Genomic DNA, 16,819 nt, shown 5'->3' with positions numbered 1-16,819 from the left:
AAGGATGCCGCTCCCATCAGGGCTAGGCGCCATTGTATCTAAAGAAGCTATTTCTTAAACTGACGATCTTTCCATTGGTATGAACCAAACAAACTGTACAAAGCAACAGTCGAACTAAAAAACGGATACCATAAACTACTTAGTAAAAGACTTTTAATTCTCTTTTTTTCCAAAAACCGATTAGTGATTGAAAGCAAAATAAAATCAACTGAAATTTTAGAAAAAGAAAAAATCACAAAAATTGGATAAGAGCAAATTCCCAAAAGAAAAGAGAAAAATCCGATTACAAAACTCAAATTTCCGAAGAAAACAATCAATCCAAGAAACTTTCCGAAAGTGCTATTATATGAACTTGTTTTAGCCGCCCAACGTACTCTTTGATAAAATAAAGATTTCCAGTTTTCGGTTGGTTTTGTTGTTACGATCGCTTCTTTTGCTTTTAAATAATACACTTTTTCAGGAAACTTTTGAATCGCTTTTTGCAGTAAAAAAACATCGTCTCCGCTGGCAATTTTATCATTCCCTTCAAAACCATTTAAACTTTCGAAAAATGCTTTTGCGTACGCAAAATTAGCTCCGTTACACATAAAACCTTTATTTAAACCAAAACTTCCAATTGTAGCGCCTTGCAGACTCGTTAAATCCAATTGCTGAAAATGATCTAAAAATGAGTTTTCACATTGATAAGTTACAGCTCCAGCAAGCATTGAAACTTTGTTCTGCTGAATGTAATTATCAAAAGTCAACAACCAGTTTTCAGGAACAATACAATCGGCATCGGTTGTAATAACCCAATCGGTTTTTACGTGTTGCATTGCCGTTGTAATGGCATCTTTTTTAGGAGAATTTGAAACACGAATATTATCTAATTGGGAAATGGGAAATGGGAAATTTGAGACTTGAAATTTTTCATTTGAAGCATCATCAACTAAAATAACTTCAAATAAATCTGTTGGATAATTTAGCTTTGAAAAACTCTCCAAAAGTATGGGAAGATTTTCTTCTTCATTTCTAAAAGGGACAATTATTGTAAAACTTGTCTCTGGCTTTAAATCTTTTTTCTGATATTCTTTGACTTTGAAAAAACCATAAATCAGCAAAGAAATGCTAATGATATAAATGGCTAATATGGCAAACAATCCGAAAATCATTCTGGAGTTTTCGTTTTAAAATTCAGCACAAAAAAGCTTCCTAAAACCACTGGGAGGACTACGTTTAAAAACCACATTAAAGTACTTATAAAAACAACGATCCATTCGTTTACACCCAAAATTCCGAAGAAATAAATCGCGACACTTCCTTTTACTGCAAAGTCTAAAAACTGAAAAGTTGGCAAAGAAGAGGCTAAAAAGTAAACTGATGTTATCGCTGCCATCAAAGTCAAATAAGGCAAATCGACATCAAAGCCTAAAAACAAAAAATAATATTGATGCGAAAAAACCAAATAACGGCAGATTCCTAGAAAGATATTTTTCTGATGAACCGATTTCGGAATTTCGTTGATTTTATGAATCAGCTTTTCTATCGAATATCCTTTGACTTTTATCTTTTTAATGGAGAATAATAAAATCAAAATCAGAACAAATCCGCCGAAAAGAATCAAGACTGTTTGGGTTGTAATTACATTGAATTGCGCATTGAAATACAGTAATCCGAAAATCCCAAAAATGATCGTTAAAATCATTTGGATTCCGTTGCATATCAAGTTTAAAAAAACAACTCTTTTTGCTTCAGATTTCGGATAGTACAATGCTTTTCCCGCATACTCTCCTACTCCGTTTGGTGTAAAGATTCCTGCCGTTAAAGCTGCTAAAACCTGTTTTGTGGCTTCATAAACCGAGATTTGATGAATTACCTGCGCTAGATTCTGCCATTTCAATATCTCGAAATAACGGTTTAAGATACTTAAAAGCAGTATAAACAAAATCCCTAAAACCGACTGATTTTTCTGAAACAAAACAATAAACTTTTGCCAGTCTAATTTATCGTTGTTAGCCAACTGATTATAAATAAAATAAAATGCGCCGCCAACAATTAAAAGTTTGGCCAGAAGAACTAGGAATTGCTTAGCTTTGTGAGGAATTGAAATCATGCCGCAAAAGTAATCAATTTGGAAATTAGGCAATGTGACAATTAGAAAATGAATCGTTTCATTTCAAAAACTTGAAACTTGAAACAAAAAAACTTGAAACAAAAACTCTCTTGACACAAGAACGCATCATATTAGGTATTGACCCCGGAACCACAATTATGGGTTTTGGATTGATAAAAGTTATCAATAAAAAAATGGAATTTCTGCAGTTAAACGAATTGCAATTATCCAAATACGATAATCATTACCAAAAACTAAGAATCATTTTTGAAAGAACCATCGAACTTATTGAAACGCATTGTCCTGATGAAATTGCAATTGAAGCACCTTTCTTTGGCAAAAACGTCCAATCGATGTTGAAGCTGGGACGAGCGCAAGGAGTTGCAATGGCTGCTGGACTTTCAAGAGGCATTCCGATTACAGAATACGAACCTAAAAAGATCAAAATGGCGATTACTGGAAACGGAAATGCCAGCAAAGAACAGGTTGCCAAAATGCTGCAACAGCTTTTAGGTTTGAAAGAATTGCCCAAAAATCTGGATTCAACAGATGGTTTAGCAGCAGCGGTTTGTCATCACTTTAATTCAGGCAAAGTCGTTGCAGGAAAAAGCTATTCTGGATGGGATGCTTTTGTGAAACAGAATGAGGATCGAGTTAAAAAATGAGTTAATGTGCCAATTAGATAATTAGATAATTCTGTAGATAACGAATAAATTATCTAATTGACACATTCTCAAATTATCTAATTAAGAAATGAGCGGTATTTATATCCATATTCCTTTTTGCAAGCAGGCTTGCCATTATTGCGACTTTCACTTTTCGACTTCTATGAAGAAGAAAGATGAGATGGTTTTGGCTTTGGCCAAAGAAATTGGTATGCGCAAAAATGAGTTTGACAACAAAATTATAGAGACCATTTATTTTGGTGGAGGAACTCCTTCTGTTTTAACTAATGAAGAAATAAACTTTTTAATTTCAGAAGTTTATAAGAATTATAAAGTCATTGATAATCCCGAGATTACTTTGGAAGCCAATCCAGATGATTTGTCTGCAGAACGAATTTTAGAATTATCTAAAAGCCCCATAAATAGATTAAGTATTGGAATTCAGTCTTTTTATGAAGAGGATTTGAAGATGATGAATCGTGCTCATAATTCGGCAGAAGCCAAAAAATGTCTGGAAGAAGCGACGAAATACTTTGATAATATTTCGTTGGATTTGATTTATGGAATTCCAGGATTGACCGACGAAATGTGGAAACAGAATATTCAAACCGCTTTAGATTTCGGCATTCCCCATATTTCAAGTTATGCATTGACAGTCGAACCAAAAACGGCTCTGAGCAAATTAATTCAGACTGGAAAGGTTGCTGAACCTCAAGATGAAGTCGCTTCCAATCATTTTATGATTTTGGTTGAAATGCTACAAAAGAATGGTTTTATTCATTATGAATTATCCAATTTTGGAAAAGAGAATTATTTCTCCAAAAACAATTCGGCTTATTGGCTGGGCAAAAAATATATCGGAATTGGCCCTTCGGCACATAGTTATGATGGCGAAAAAAGAGGCTGGAATATTGCCAATAATTCACTTTATATAAAGTCAATTCAAAACGATGAACTTCCAATTGAAACTGAAATTTTAACCGTTTCAGATCGTTATAACGAATATATTATGACCGGTTTAAGAACGATTTGGGGCGTTTCTTTGGATAGAATCGAAAAGGAATTCGGTTTTGAATATTTGAGTTACCTGAAAAAACAAAGCCAAAAATTCCTGAATGACAATTTACTCTCAATAGAAAATAACATTCTAAAACCAACTTTAAAAGGAAAATTTTTAACGGATGGAATTGCTTCAGATTTATTTTATTTAAATTTGGAAGAGTAAAAAAATAGCCGCAAAGACACTAAGCCACAAAGTTTAAATTAATTTGTGCTTTTGAGCCTTCGTGGCATAAAAAAGTAAACTTTGCGAGCAAAAATCAACAACTTCGAAATCGACTTATCAAGACCCATTGATATCTCAATTCCTTTAACGAATACAGACGAAAATCCAATTGCTTGGTATATCGAAAAACCTTCAATAGAACCTGTAGTTTTCGGCGATTGGATCGGGAAAGTTTCTGAAGGAAAATCATCAACGAATTTCAACAATATTTTCTTCAATCCGCATGGGCATGGAACGCATACGGAATGCTTGGGGCATATTACAAATGATTTTTACAGCATTAATCAATCACTTAAACAGTTTTTCTTTTTTGCTAAATTAATAACTATTGAGCCTGAGAAAATTGGAGAGGATTTTGTGATTACGAAAGAACAAGTTTCGGCTTCTCTAAATGAAAAAACCGAAGCTTTGATCATCAGAACTCTTCCAAATCAAAAAGAAAAAAAATCTAGAAAATACTCCAATACCAATCCGCCTTATTTGTCTGAACACGCTGCAATTTTCATCCGCGAAAGCGAAATTCAGCATTTACTAATTGATCTGCCAAGTGTGGATAAAGAACATGACGAAGGCAAATTATTGGCTCACAAAGCATTTTGGAATGTAAAAGACACTGTTAATCTAAATCAGGATGCCAGATTAAATGCAACAATCACTGAAATGATTTATGTTCCAGACGAAATTGAAGACGGAAATTATATATTAAATCTTCAAATCGTTTCGTTTGAAAATGACGCTAGTCCATCAAAACCCATATTATATAAAATTGCAGATTTTAGTCCCGAAGTCTCGGAATAGATTTCTCATGCTGCAAAAATCTAAAATCTAAAATCTGAACTCTAAAATCTAAAATTAAAGTGATAACCGTTTCTACAGATAAAACCAAACTCGACGTTCCGTTTATACAAAATTTTTTAAAAGACATTTATTGGGCCGCGGGACGAACTATTGATGAAGTGCAACGAACAATTGATGCTTCGGTTTGTTTTGGGATTTATTTAGAGGACAAACAAATTGGCTTTGCTCGCGTAATTACCGATTATGTGGTTTTCGCTTATTTAATGGATGTTTTTATTGATGAAGAACATCGCGGAAAAGGTTATTCTTCCATTTTAATTGAAGCGATGATGAATGAGCCTCAATTGCAAGAAGTTAAAATCTGGCGATTGGCTACAACTGACGCACACTTTTTATACGAAAAATTCGGATTTACAAAACTAAATCATCCTGAAAAGATGATGGAAAAAATAGTCAAATGAAAACAATCTTAAAACTAGAAGAAACCGCTTCATTTATTCTCGGAATATTTCTATTCAACCGTTTAAATTATGAATGGTCGTGGTTCTTAGTTTTAATTTTAGCTCCAGACTTATCCATGGTCGGGTATGCTTTTGGAAATAAAACTGGGGCATTTCTATATAATATCTTTCATCATAAAGGAATTGCACTTTTAATTTATGCCATCGGATTTTATTTAAGCATTGAAATTGTGCAATTAGCGGGAATTATTTTATTTTCACATTCGGCAATGGATCGCATTTTTGGTTATGGCCTTAAATACGAAAAAGGCTTTAAATACACGCATTTAGGTGAAATTGGTAAATAAATAGTTATGAATTTAGAAACTTTTTACGAATATTGTCTTTCAAAAAAAGGGGTCAGCGAGCATTTTCCTTTTGATGAGGATACTTTGGTCTTTAAAGTGGGCGGAAAAATGTTTGCATTGTCTTCGCTTTCCCAATGGGAAAAAAATGAACAATCAGCAAATTTAAAGTGCGACCCAGACCGCGCACAGGAACTTCGAGCAGAGTATGACGAAATACAACCTGGATTTCATATGAGTAAAGTGCACTGGAATACCGTGGCTTTGAACGGAAATTTACCTGATAAATTCGTGAAGGAACTTATAGACCATTCGTACGAATTGGTCTTCAAAAGTTTGACGAAGAAAATTCAAAATGATATAACCGAATTAGAAAATTAGGCATTACATTTGCATCGTTAGAAAAAAAATTTAGCAGCTTAGCCGCTTTGAAACTTAGCAACTAATAAACAATGAAAGAACAATTTAAAAAATTTCTGAACGAAGAACAAGATCCAAAAGCGATTGAAAAAATAACTTCGAAACTTACTGATTTATTAATGAAAGGTGAAGAAGTTGGTTACATCGCCGTGCAAAAAAAACCTGCAATTACTGTTTTTCCTGATAGTATAATCTTAACCAATAAACGTATTATTATTTGCACGCCTAAAAACTTAGGCCTTTCAATGAATTTTACAGATTATACTTGGGATGATATTACAAGCTCATTTGTAAAAGAAAATATTTTAGGTTCTGAATTTTCATTTAGCACTAATACAGACCTGATTCTTTCTATAGATTATATTCCGAAAATTCAGGCTAGAAAAATGTATACTTATGCTAAAGAGCAATTAGATTTATTAAAAAATCCTGTTCAGACAGCAGCTCCAGTTCAAGAAATTGTGGAAGAAGCAGAAGTTGAAGACGAAATCGAAGAGGTAGAAACAGAAGAAGTAACAAGCTTTGCAGAAATTTTGCCTGCAGCTCCAGCTGTGACAGAAACTTTTGAACCGCTTCCGACGCAACCAACTCAACCTGCTGGAGAACGTAGGTTAAGTGATTTATCTAAAGAAGAACTTTTTGATAAACTACAGAATTACAAAAAACTTCTTGATAATGGTTTGATCATGCAAGGAGAATATGATGCTTATAAAAAAGAGATTTTAAGTTATATGTAAGTCATAAAGTCAAAAGTCGAAAGTCTTAAAGTTTTTGACTTTGTCTTCAATAAAAAAGCCAGAAATAGATTCTATTTCTGGCTTTGTCTTTTTAGTCTGTATTTCGACTTTCACACTTTTGACTTTACGACTTTCGACTATAAAGTCGCTTTCTGCTTTTCTACAAATTTATGCGATTGCAATTCTAATAACTCTTTTGCATTTTTTCGCTGCAGATCAAATAGACCTTTATCTTCTGCGATATCAGCATACACTTTATCATGCATTTCGGCACTGGTTTTAACTAACAATTCGCGTTGGTATTTGTTTTGTGTCAACGTTGCTTTCATTGCGGTTTCGGCTTCTTCTTGTTTGAAATCGAATTCCCCTTTTGGAGCTAATAATTTAGCTATAATTGGAGAGGTTTCGATTGCCAGAAACAACAGCATAATGAAAAATGACGGAAGCCAAGGCAGTTTATTTAACGCATTGATGCGCGCCATTAATCCGTCGAAGCCTTCAATGATAGGTTGTGTCTGCGAAACTTTTTTATCTAAATCAGCCTGAAGCTGTACGCCTGCCTTTTCTTTTTCGGCAATTTTAGCTTCGTTTGCCTTTTTAAGCGTTTCAAATTCTTTTAAAGCCGCATCGTGTTTTTCGCGTTTCTCTTTATAAACCGGACCTTTTCCTAACTTTTTAGTTCCAGCAGTTCCTTCGGCTTCGGTAATATAAACCGAGTACAAATCGTTTACTTCTTTTTCTTTCTTTACAATATCAGCTTTTAATGCTGCAATCTCGGCTTTATTCTTATCTAAATCTGTTTTGAAATACGTTCCGATTTGTTTTTTGTTGGCCAGTTCCATTTCGTTTTTCTCTTTCAACAAAACAGTATTGATTTCTTTTTCGAAAATCTTAATCTCCAATGGCTTAGAAATTACAATAGCAATAATAATAGCCAAGGCAATTCGTGGAGTTGCCTGAAGGAATTCGTCTAGAAAACGATCTCTTTTTTTAATGGTAGAAACGATAAACCGGTCTAAATTGAAGATTAGTAAACTCCAAACAAATCCGAAAATTAAAGCGGGATAAATAGAATCGAAAACCGTAAAAAGCGCATAAGCACTGGCTAGAAAAGCCATAACTGCCGTAAAGAACACGGTGGCGCCAATACCAACGTATTTAGTTTGTTCGCCTTCTGAGCAGTCTTTCAAGAGGTCACGGTCGGCTCCTGAACATAGGATAAAAAATTGTTTTAACATGATTGATGATTTTTGATTGTGATTGATATGGCAAATTTAACGCCAAATTTTCAAATACAGTCAAAATATCAATTTCTTTTTAGTTGTGAATCAAATGTTTGAAAGTGCAATGTTAGTTAAACATTAATAATTATAAGCAATAACTGACTAATCATAACACTATGTTAATTTTTTTTCAAGGCTTTAGTAATACACGGGTCTTAGTTTCGCAACCGAAATTAAACTAAACACACACAATGAAAAAATTCTATCTATTAACAGCATTCTTTTTATTCGCCTTTACAGGTTTTGCTCAGAAAGCTATTATATCTGGAAAGATATTAGATGCCGATGACAAGCTGCCTCTTCCTGGAGCAATGGTTCAAATTGTAGGCGAGAAAAAATACACCGTTTCTGACTACAACGGTCGTTTCGAATTATTAAATATTAATGAAGGAACTTACCAAGTTGAAGTAAAATATATTGGATATACTTCTTTAACTCAAGAAATAAAAGTTGAACAAGGAAAAAACAACGTAATTGATTTTTCTCTTAAAGCTTCTGAAAATGAACTGAAAGAAGTTATTGTTGGAGATATTTTAAAAGGTCAGGCAAAAGCGCTGAATCAACAGAAAAATAACAAAAACATCGGAAACGTAATTTCTTCAGATCAAATGGGACGTTTTCCTGATGCTAACGTTGGAGACGCTTTAAAACGTGTTCCAGGTATTACCATGCAAAATGACCAAGGTGAAGCTCGTAACATTATTATTAGAGGTTTAGCTCCATCTTTGAACTCTGTAACTTTAAATGGTGACCGTATTCCATCTGCTGAAGGAGATAACAGAAACGTGCAAATGGACCTAATTCCGTCTGATATGATTTCTACAATCGAAGTAAACAAAACGCTAACATCAGACATGGATGCTGATGCAATTGGAGGTTCTGTAAACTTAATTACAAGAGCAACTCCAAACGGAGAAAGAATTTCTGCAACTCTTGCAGGAGGTTATTTACCAATTCGTGACCACGCTTCTTACACTGCTGGTTTTGTTTATGGTAACCGTTTTGCTAATGATAAATTAGGAGTAGTTTTTAGTGGGTCTTATAATAATGTGGATTACGGTTCTGATAACATCGAAAACGAATGGGTAAAAGATGAGTTTGGAAATGACTATTTACAAGCTTCTGAAATTAGAAAGTATGATGTACAGCGTATACGTCGTAGTGCTTCTGTTGCTTTAGATTATAAATTCAATGACAACAATACCATTTTTGCCAATGCCATCTACAACTGGAGAGATGATAGAGAAAACCGTTTTAGAACTACTTACGATGATATTGAGCCACTTTATAATGGTGAAGAAATTGTTGGTTTTGAAGGTCGTGTAAAACGTCAGACCAAAGGTGGTTTAGACAACAACCGAAACAAAAACCGAAGATTAGAAGATCAGAGAGTACAAAACTATTCTATTCGTGGAGAGCACTTAATCAATTCTACCTTAGATTTAGATTGGTCTGCTAACTATGCAAAAGCTAGAGAATACCGTCCAGGTGAGCGTTATATCGAATACCGTCAAAAAGGTCTAGAAATGTTCGAAGATTTATCAGATATCAGATTTCCTTTAATCACTACTGTTGGTGAGTCTGTTGACGAATTTAAATTTGACTCTGTTACGGAAAACACAGACGAAACAAGCGAAAGCGAATTTGGTGCTAAAGTAAATATCCGTTTTCCTTTCTCTGTAATTGCAGGAGAAAAAGGAAGATTGAGAACGGGTCTTAGACTTCGTTTGAAAGAAAAAGAAAGAAACAATATGTTCTATTCTTACACGCCGCTTAACGACGATATGGAATTATTATCGCAAGTTCCAACATCTTATTATGATGGAAACGGATTTAACCCAGGAAGCAAATATGTACCAGGAACTTTCGCTTCGGCTTCTTTCTTAGGAAGTTTAGATTTGAACAATGCTTCTCTATTTGAAAAAGAAGCAGATCCAGCAGAATATTTAGCTGTAAACTATAATGCTAAAGAAAGAATTACTGCTGCTTATGTAAGATGGGATCAAGATTTTAACGATAAACTTTCTATGGTTTTAGGTTTCCGTGTAGAAAATACTCATATCGATTATACTGGAAACCGTGTATTAGATGAAGAAGAATTAGAAAGCAAAATCAACAACACCAACTCTTACACTAATTTATTGCCAAGTATTTCATTACAATACAACGCCACAAAAGATTTAGTTTTGAGAGCTGCTGCTACAACTGCATTGGCTAGACCAAACTATTATGCCTTGGCTCCTTATGTAAATAATATTGCTGCTGACAAAGAAATTACAGCTGGAAATCCAGATCTTAAAGCTACCTATTCATATAATTATGATTTCATGGCTGAGAACTATTTCAAATCTGTTGGTTTAATTTCTGGAGGTGTTTTCTACAAAAGATTAAATGATTTCATTTACAATTACAGCGACAATCAATATACAGATGCTAAATTTGCTGCAGATTTCCCTAATCAAGTAAACCCAGTTCCAGCAGGAGAAAACTGGTCTTTTTTACAATCAAGAAATGGAGAAAATGTGGATGTTTATGGATTTGAAGTTGCATTTCAACGCCAATTGGATTTCTTGCCAGGTAAATTCTTAAAAGGTTTTGCCATCTATTTGAACTATACTTACACGCAATCTAAGGCAAAAGGTATTGCTGATGAGGACGGAAACGAAAGAAATGACATCAGTCTTCCAGGTACAACACCACATATGTTTAACGGATCTTTGTCTTGGGAAAACAAACGTTTCTCTGCAAGAATCTCAACCAACTTTACATCTGATTATTTAGATGAATTAGGTTCTGAGTCTTACAAAGACAGTTACTATGACAAGCAGTTTTTCTTAGATGCAAATGCTTCTTATAAAATCACTCCAAAACTTCGTTTTTTTGCTGAAGCAAATAACTTAACCAACCAACCGTTACGTTACTACCAAGGAGTTGCTGCGCATACCAAACAAGCTGAATATTACCAGCCACGTTACAATTTCGGATTGAAATTAGACTTGTAATCTGAACTTTTTTAAAATTCTTAAATTAGACAGAGTTTAGCGCTCTGTCTAATTGCATTAAAATACATAACATAATGAAAAATAAATCTTTAGTTGCTCTTTTACTTTTAGCTGTTTCATTTACAGCTTGCAAAGACGATAAATTAGCCCCAGTTCAGCCAAACGCTGTAAAACCAACAGCTGTTACAGAAGCTTTACCTCATGACACAGACGATCCTTCTATTTGGATAAACCCAACAGATCCTTCAAAAAGTATTATTGTTGGAACAGATAAAGATACAGATGGTGGTTTGTATGCTTTTGATTTGAATGGAAAAATCCTTAAAAAATCAATTCCATTAAAACGTCCAAACAATGTTGATATCGCTTACGGATTGATTATTGATGGAAAAAAAGTAGACGTTGCAGTTACTACAGAACGTGAAAGCAACAAAATAAGAATATTCAGTCTTCCAGATTTAGAGCCGATTGATAATGGCGGAATCGAAGTTTTTGAAGGGGAAACACAACGTGATCCGATGGGAGTTGCCTTATACACACGCCCAAGCGATCAGAAAATTTTCGCTATTGTAGGAAGAAAAACGGGACCGTCAGGAAGCTATTTATGGCAATATGAACTTTCTGGAAACGGAAAATTTGCTGCTGCAAAAGTGGTTCGCAAATTCGGAACTTACAGCGGCAAAAAAGAAATTGAAGCTATTGCTGTAGATAATGAATTAGGGTTTGTTTACTATTGTGACGAGCAGGCTGGAATTAGAAAGTACAAAGCAGATCCAGCTTTAAACGATAATAAAGAATTAGCTTTCTTTGGTCAGAAAGATTTTAAAGCCGATCATGAAGGAATTGCGATTTACAAAAAAACAGATTCTACAGGATATATTTTAGTATCCAACCAGCAGGCCAATTCTTTTATGGTTTATCCGAGAGAAGGTGCCAGCGGAAATCCAAACAGCCATACATTATTGGCAGAAGTTCCAACTTCAACAATCGAGTGTGACGGTGCCGATGTTACGAGCGTAAACTTAGGCCCAAAATATAAAAATGGTCTTTTTGTAGCGATGAGTAACGGAATGACTTTCCATTATTACACGTGGGATTTGATTCAGAAACGTATCGACGAAGCTAAGAAATAAAGATTCAGTGTTGATTTGAAATTGCAGCTTTTCAGTCCTTTCCTTTAAACTGTGACTGAAAACTGCGTTTCAATGTTTAAAAAAGACAAACAAGCCGTATCAAGCAAACACAAAAACCAAAAAAAGCTGTTCATTTCTGAACAGCTTTTTTACTTTGAATTAAATAATTCCTTTTATTCTGTAATTGGTGCACCTGCTAAGATTTCAGCATTGGCAAACTCTTCAAATTTCGCAAAATTAGCTTTGAATTTCTGAGCTAATTCTAACGCTTTTTTATCGTATAAATCTTTGTCTTCCCAAGTATTTCTAGGATTTAAAATTTCTTCTGGAACATTCGGACAAGATTGTGGTTTTGCAATTCCAAATACTTTGTGATCTACATACTCTACGTTGTCTAATTCTCCTTTTAAAGCAGCAGTAATCATGGCACGAGTATATTTCAATTTCATACGGCTTCCAATTCCGTAAGGTCCGCCAGTCCATCCTGTATTGATCAACCAAACTTTTACTCCTGCATCTTTCATTTTTTTGCTTAACATTTCAGCATAACGAGTTGGGTGCAAAGGCATAAAAGGCGCTCCAAAACAAGCAGAGAAATTAGGTTGAGGCTCTGTTACCCCTGCTTCTGTTCCAGCAACTTTTGCCGTATATCCAGAAATAAAGTGGTAAGCTGCCTGACCTGGAGTCAATTTTGAGATTGGAGGCAAGATTCCGAAAGAATCGGCCGTTAAGAAAAATATATTTTTAGGATTATGTCCAACCAAACCTGGCTGCACATTATCAATATGTGTAATTGGGTAACTTACACGAGTATTTTGAGTAATAGAAACATCATCAAAATCAACTACGTTTGTTCCTTCTTTGAAAACCACATTTTCTAAAAGCGCTCCTTTTTTGATTGCTCTAAAAATGTCTGGTTCGTTTTCTTCTGTTAAATTAATCACTTTTGCATAACATCCGCCTTCAAAATTGAAAACAGTGTTTTCGTTTGTCCAGCCATGCTCATCGTCTCCAATTAATTTACGCTCTGGATCTGCAGATAAAGTTGTTTTACCAGTACCAGACAATCCGAAGAAAATAGCAGTGTCTCCTTCTTCACCAACATTGGCGCTGCAGTGCATTGGAAGTGTATTTTTGAAAACTGGAAGAATAAAGTTCAAAGCAGAGAAAATTCCTTTTTTCATTTCTCCTGTATAACCTGTTCCTCCAATTAAAGCAATTTTTTTAGTAAAATCTAAAATAGCAAAATTAGACTGACGTGTTCCATCTACAGCAGGATCTGCCATAAAACTTGGTGCGCAAACTACGGTCCATTCTGGAGTAAAATTAGCCAGTTCTGAATCTTCTGGACGTAAGAACATATTGTAGCAAAACAAGTTTGACCAAGCAGTTTCTGTTACAACACGAACATTCAATCTATAATTTGGATCAGAACAAACATAAGAATCACGAACAAAAACTTCTTTGTCTGATAAAAATGCTGTTACCTTATTATAAAGCTTTTCAAAAGCTTGGGGCTCAAAAGGGATATTTACATTTCCCCACCAAACTTGATCTTTAGTAATATCATCTTTTACGATAAAACGATCTTGTGGAGAACGACCTGTAAATTCGCCTGTATTAATTGCTAACGCTCCTGTAGAATTCTCAACACCTTGTCCTGACTGCAAAGTAATCGCATGTAATTCATCTGCAGATAGTTGATAACGAACTTTTGCATTTTCAATTCCTAACTCTTTTAACGAAATCGATTGCGCGAAAACTGTATTAGTGTCCATAAGTTTTTAAGTTGTGTGTGATTTTTTGTTTAAAGCAAAATTACAGATTTATTTTTATTTCTTTTAAAATACTTAAATTTCACTTTAATTTATATGAAAAAAGAGAAATTTCACTTTAAAAATTACAAAAAGAAAAAAATAACCGCCTCTAATTTGTTTATTTACAACCTTATACGCGAATTTGTTATATTATTTTTATTTAATAACAGAAAATACAAAAAAGTCACATAAATAAAGTTATATGTTATTTATGTGACAAAATTAAAGATTAATTCTTAGACAGAATTTTTTTTTCGGGATTTTATGATTTTCTCTTCAAAATCGTAAAGAATAATAGCGTCCAGGCAATAATTAATAGAAAACCTCCCACTGGAGTTGCGAATACGATAATTTTAGATTCAAACAAAGTGTAGTCTTTTGTAGCCAATACATAAATTGAACCACTGAAAAGAACAACACCTGCTACTACTAAATTATAGATCGTTTTTAAGGTCTTTTCGGCTATATCTTTTTGAGTAGATAAAAAGAGAAGAAATAAGGCATGATACATTTGATAACGAACACCAACTTCAAAAGTATTTAACTGATCAACCGAAAGATATTTTTTCAATAAATGAGCGCCAAAAGCCCCCAAAACAATAGCCAACATACCAATAAAAGCACCAGTTAGAATGATTCTTCTTTTCATAATGTATCTCTTTTGAAATTTGACACAAAAATACTTCAAACGAACTGAAAAACCGCCTTAGTTTCTAGATTATTTAGAACAAAATCAAATTATTTTTTGAGTTTTGAGAAAAAATAAATTCAATTTTATTTAATTTGAATTGTTATATTTATAACATTTAAATATATTTGTGTTAAATATTTGAGACATGAGAAACGTTTTAATAATTGGAGCAGGAAGATCTGCATCGTCTTTGATTCGATATTTACTATCAAAATCTAATGAAGAAAAGCTGCATTTAACCGTAGCCGACCTTTCATTGAATCTCGCAAAAGCAAAGACTCAGAATCATCCGAATGCCACCCCGCTTGCCTTAGATATTTTTAATTCCGACGAAAGAAAAAAAGCTATTGCAAATGCGTCAATAGTAATTTCTATGCTTCCTGCAAATTTGCATATCGAAATTGCAAAAGATTGTTTAGAATTTAAAAAACATCTTGTTACAGCTTCCTATATAAGTGATGGCATGCAAGCTTTAAATGAAGAAGCCGTCAAAAACAATCTGATTTTCATGAACGAAATTGGTCTCGATCCAGGTATCGACCATATGAGTGCCATGAAAGTCATTGACGAAATTAGATCGAAAGGCGGTAAAATGCTTTTGTTTGAATCTTTCTGTGGCGGACTTGTAGCTCCTGAATCGGACAATAATTTATGGAATTACAAATTTACTTGGGCGCCAAGAAATGTAGTTTTAGCAGGACAAGGCGGTGCAGCAAAATTTATTCAGGAAGGAACTTATAAATATATTCCGTACAGTGCTTTGTTTAGAAGAACTGAATTTCTAGAAGTAGAAGGTTACGGAAAGTTTGAAGCGTACTCGAATCGGGATTCTCTTAAATACCGTTCGGTTTATGGTTTAGATGATATTTTGACATTATATAGAGGTACAATCAGAAGAGTGGGTTATTCTCGCGCTTGGAATATGTTTGTACAGCTCGGGATGACTGATGATAGCTATATTTTGGAGGGGTCAGAAAATATGAGTTATCGTCAGTTCATCAATTCTTTTCTTCCGTATCATCCAACCGATTCTGTCGAAATTAAAACTCGATTGATTCTAAAAATCGATCAGGACGATATTATGTGGGACAAACTTTTGGAATTGGATTTATTTAATCCAGACAAAAAAGTAAACCTGCCCAATGCCACTCCAGCTCAAATCTTAGAAAAAATACTGACCGACAGCTGGGCTCTTGAACCAGATGACAAAGATATGATTGTGATGTATCATAAATTTGGTTATGAACTAAATGGAGAAAAAAAACAAATCGATTCGAAAATGGTTTGTATCGGCGAAGACCAAACTTATACTGCGATGGCAAAAACAGTCGGACTTCCGGTTGCAATTGCCACTTTATTAATCTTAAACGGAAAAATTACAACTCCAGGCGTTCAGCTCCCTATTAAAAAAGAAGTCTATGAGCCGATTTTGAAAGAGTTAGAAGAATATGGGGTCATTTTTAACGAGCAAAATGTACCTTATTTTGGATACAATCCGGACCTATTTTAGTCTGGATCTGCATGTTTATTTTTAGAATTTTTTTTTAATTAGTTTTTAATTTTATCCGCTTCTCCCATCAAGAAGCGGATTTTTTGTTTTGATTTAACGCCCTAAAGGTCTAGCTAATTGAATAACCATTGGTAAAATAAACTTAGAACTTACAGGTTCACCATCCTTAGTTGCTGGAATCCATTTTGGAGAAAGTTTCATGACACGAATAGCTTCGGCCCCCAAACCATATCCTAAATCTTTTACAATTTTTATATTAGATAAAGATCCATCTTTTTCAATTGTGAAATGTATATAATACTTTCCATCTACTTTTTTTTCGTAAGCAATGTCAGGTATCTTATAGTTTTGAGCATAGAAGACGTAAAAATCCGTTAAACCATTAGGAAATTCTGCCTGAGTTTCTACACTTACCGTATTATCAGATTTAGCAGAAAGATCTATTAGTTCTACTTCTTGCGCCCAACTTTTTGAATTACATGAAAGCAGTAAAAAAAAGGAAAAAGCAACTTTAAATATTAAATTAGAAAATTTTTTCATTTGTAGCATATTTTTTACAAATCTACATTAATTCCCATTTC

16 protein-coding genes are annotated in these 16,819 nt (G+C 34.0%); 10 read left to right on the top strand and 6 right to left on the bottom strand.

All coding sequences use genetic code 11. The annotated features are described in order from the left end of the window. Positions 1-47: 47 nt before the first annotated feature. Both M0M44_RS07130 and M0M44_RS07125 read right to left on the bottom strand, forming a co-directional pair. Positions 48-1,151, bottom strand: a complete 1,104-nt coding sequence (locus M0M44_RS07130; RefSeq protein ID WP_248729142.1) for a glycosyltransferase family 2 protein — start codon at positions 1,149-1,151, stop codon at positions 48-50. Then, positions 1,148-2,092 (bottom strand): lysylphosphatidylglycerol synthase domain-containing protein, encoded by a 945-nt coding sequence (locus tag M0M44_RS07125; protein ID WP_248729141.1) that lies wholly within the window; start codon positions 2,090-2,092, stop codon positions 1,148-1,150. The genes M0M44_RS07130 and M0M44_RS07125 overlap by 4 nt, the downstream gene beginning before the upstream one ends. Positions 2,093-2,202: 110 nt before the next feature. On the opposite strand from M0M44_RS07125, the gene ruvC reads away from it, so the two are divergent. The 7 genes from ruvC (at position 2,203) to M0M44_RS07090 (ending at position 6,802) form a co-directional block, all read left to right on the top strand. Continuing rightward, the gene (ruvC, locus tag M0M44_RS07120) at positions 2,203-2,757 is read left to right on the top strand and encodes a crossover junction endodeoxyribonuclease RuvC (RefSeq protein WP_111288456.1); all 555 of its coding nucleotides are present in this window, start codon (positions 2,203-2,205) and stop codon (positions 2,755-2,757) included. Positions 2,758-2,845: 88 nt separating this feature from the next. Next, a complete protein-coding gene (gene hemW, locus M0M44_RS07115; protein ID WP_248729140.1) occupies positions 2,846-3,982 on the top strand; it encodes a radical SAM family heme chaperone HemW in 1,137 nt (378 codons plus the stop codon). A gap of 81 nt (positions 3,983-4,063) precedes the next feature. Continuing rightward, positions 4,064-4,840 carry a cyclase family protein gene (locus M0M44_RS07110; protein ID WP_248729139.1) on the top strand — a complete coding sequence of 259 codons (777 nt, stop codon included), beginning with the start codon at positions 4,064-4,066 and terminating at the stop codon, positions 4,838-4,840. Between the two features lie 59 nt (positions 4,841-4,899). Beyond that, positions 4,900-5,301 (top strand): GNAT family N-acetyltransferase, encoded by a 402-nt coding sequence (locus tag M0M44_RS07105; RefSeq protein ID WP_248729138.1) that lies wholly within the window; start codon positions 4,900-4,902, stop codon positions 5,299-5,301. Further along, the gene (locus tag M0M44_RS07100; RefSeq protein WP_248729137.1) at positions 5,298-5,648 is read left to right on the top strand and encodes a DUF4260 domain-containing protein; all 351 of its coding nucleotides are present in this window, start codon (positions 5,298-5,300) and stop codon (positions 5,646-5,648) included. The genes M0M44_RS07105 and M0M44_RS07100 overlap by 4 nt, the downstream gene beginning before the upstream one ends. 6 nt (positions 5,649-5,654) lie before the next feature. Beyond that, positions 5,655-6,026 carry an MmcQ/YjbR family DNA-binding protein gene (locus M0M44_RS07095; RefSeq protein WP_248729136.1) on the top strand — a complete coding sequence of 124 codons (372 nt, stop codon included), beginning with the start codon at positions 5,655-5,657 and terminating at the stop codon, positions 6,024-6,026. A gap of 71 nt (positions 6,027-6,097) precedes the next feature. Then, on the top strand, positions 6,098-6,802 hold the full coding sequence (locus M0M44_RS07090; protein ID WP_248729135.1) for a PH domain-containing protein: 705 nt from the start codon (positions 6,098-6,100) through the stop codon (positions 6,800-6,802). Positions 6,803-6,939: 137 nt separating this feature from the next. Here M0M44_RS07090 and M0M44_RS07085 read toward each other — a convergent pair whose 3' ends face one another. After that, on the bottom strand, positions 6,940-8,040 hold the full coding sequence (locus M0M44_RS07085) for a DUF4407 domain-containing protein (RefSeq protein WP_248729134.1): 1,101 nt from the start codon (positions 8,038-8,040) through the stop codon (positions 6,940-6,942). A gap of 236 nt (positions 8,041-8,276) precedes the next feature. Here M0M44_RS07085 and M0M44_RS07080 point away from each other — a divergent pair, with 236 nt between their 5' ends. Both M0M44_RS07080 and M0M44_RS07075 read left to right on the top strand, forming a co-directional pair. Continuing rightward, entirely contained in the window at positions 8,277-11,087 is a 2,811-nt protein-coding gene (locus tag M0M44_RS07080) for a TonB-dependent receptor (protein ID WP_248729133.1), read from the top strand. Positions 11,088-11,161: 74 nt separating this feature from the next. Next, complete coding sequence (locus M0M44_RS07075; protein WP_248729132.1) at positions 11,162-12,220, top strand: phytase; 1,059 nt, start codon at positions 11,162-11,164, stop codon at positions 12,218-12,220. Positions 12,221-12,393: 173 nt separating this feature from the next. Here the strand turns inward: M0M44_RS07075 and pckA are convergent, their stop codons facing one another. Both pckA and M0M44_RS07065 read right to left on the bottom strand, forming a co-directional pair. Beyond that, positions 12,394-13,998 (bottom strand): phosphoenolpyruvate carboxykinase (ATP), encoded by a 1,605-nt coding sequence (pckA, locus tag M0M44_RS07070; RefSeq protein WP_248729131.1) that lies wholly within the window; start codon positions 13,996-13,998, stop codon positions 12,394-12,396. Between the two features lie 301 nt (positions 13,999-14,299). Further along, a complete protein-coding gene (locus M0M44_RS07065; RefSeq protein WP_248729130.1) occupies positions 14,300-14,686 on the bottom strand; it encodes a DUF423 domain-containing protein in 387 nt (128 codons plus the stop codon). A gap of 187 nt (positions 14,687-14,873) precedes the next feature. Between M0M44_RS07065 and M0M44_RS07060 the strand changes: the two genes are divergently transcribed. Further along, the gene (locus tag M0M44_RS07060) at positions 14,874-16,238 is read left to right on the top strand and encodes a saccharopine dehydrogenase family protein (RefSeq protein ID WP_248729129.1); all 1,365 of its coding nucleotides are present in this window, start codon (positions 14,874-14,876) and stop codon (positions 16,236-16,238) included. 93 nt (positions 16,239-16,331) lie between these two features. Here the strand turns inward: M0M44_RS07060 and M0M44_RS07055 are convergent, their stop codons facing one another. Continuing rightward, the gene (locus M0M44_RS07055; RefSeq protein ID WP_248729128.1) at positions 16,332-16,778 is read right to left on the bottom strand and encodes an energy transducer TonB; all 447 of its coding nucleotides are present in this window, start codon (positions 16,776-16,778) and stop codon (positions 16,332-16,334) included. Positions 16,779-16,819 lie beyond the last annotated feature (41 nt).

This window comes from Flavobacterium humidisoli (assembly GCF_023272795.1).
Taxonomy (GTDB): domain Bacteria; phylum Bacteroidota; class Bacteroidia; order Flavobacteriales; family Flavobacteriaceae; genus Flavobacterium; species Flavobacterium humidisoli.
Note: the sequence above shows the minus strand (reverse complement) of the source record. Positions and strands in the feature narration are given on the sequence as shown.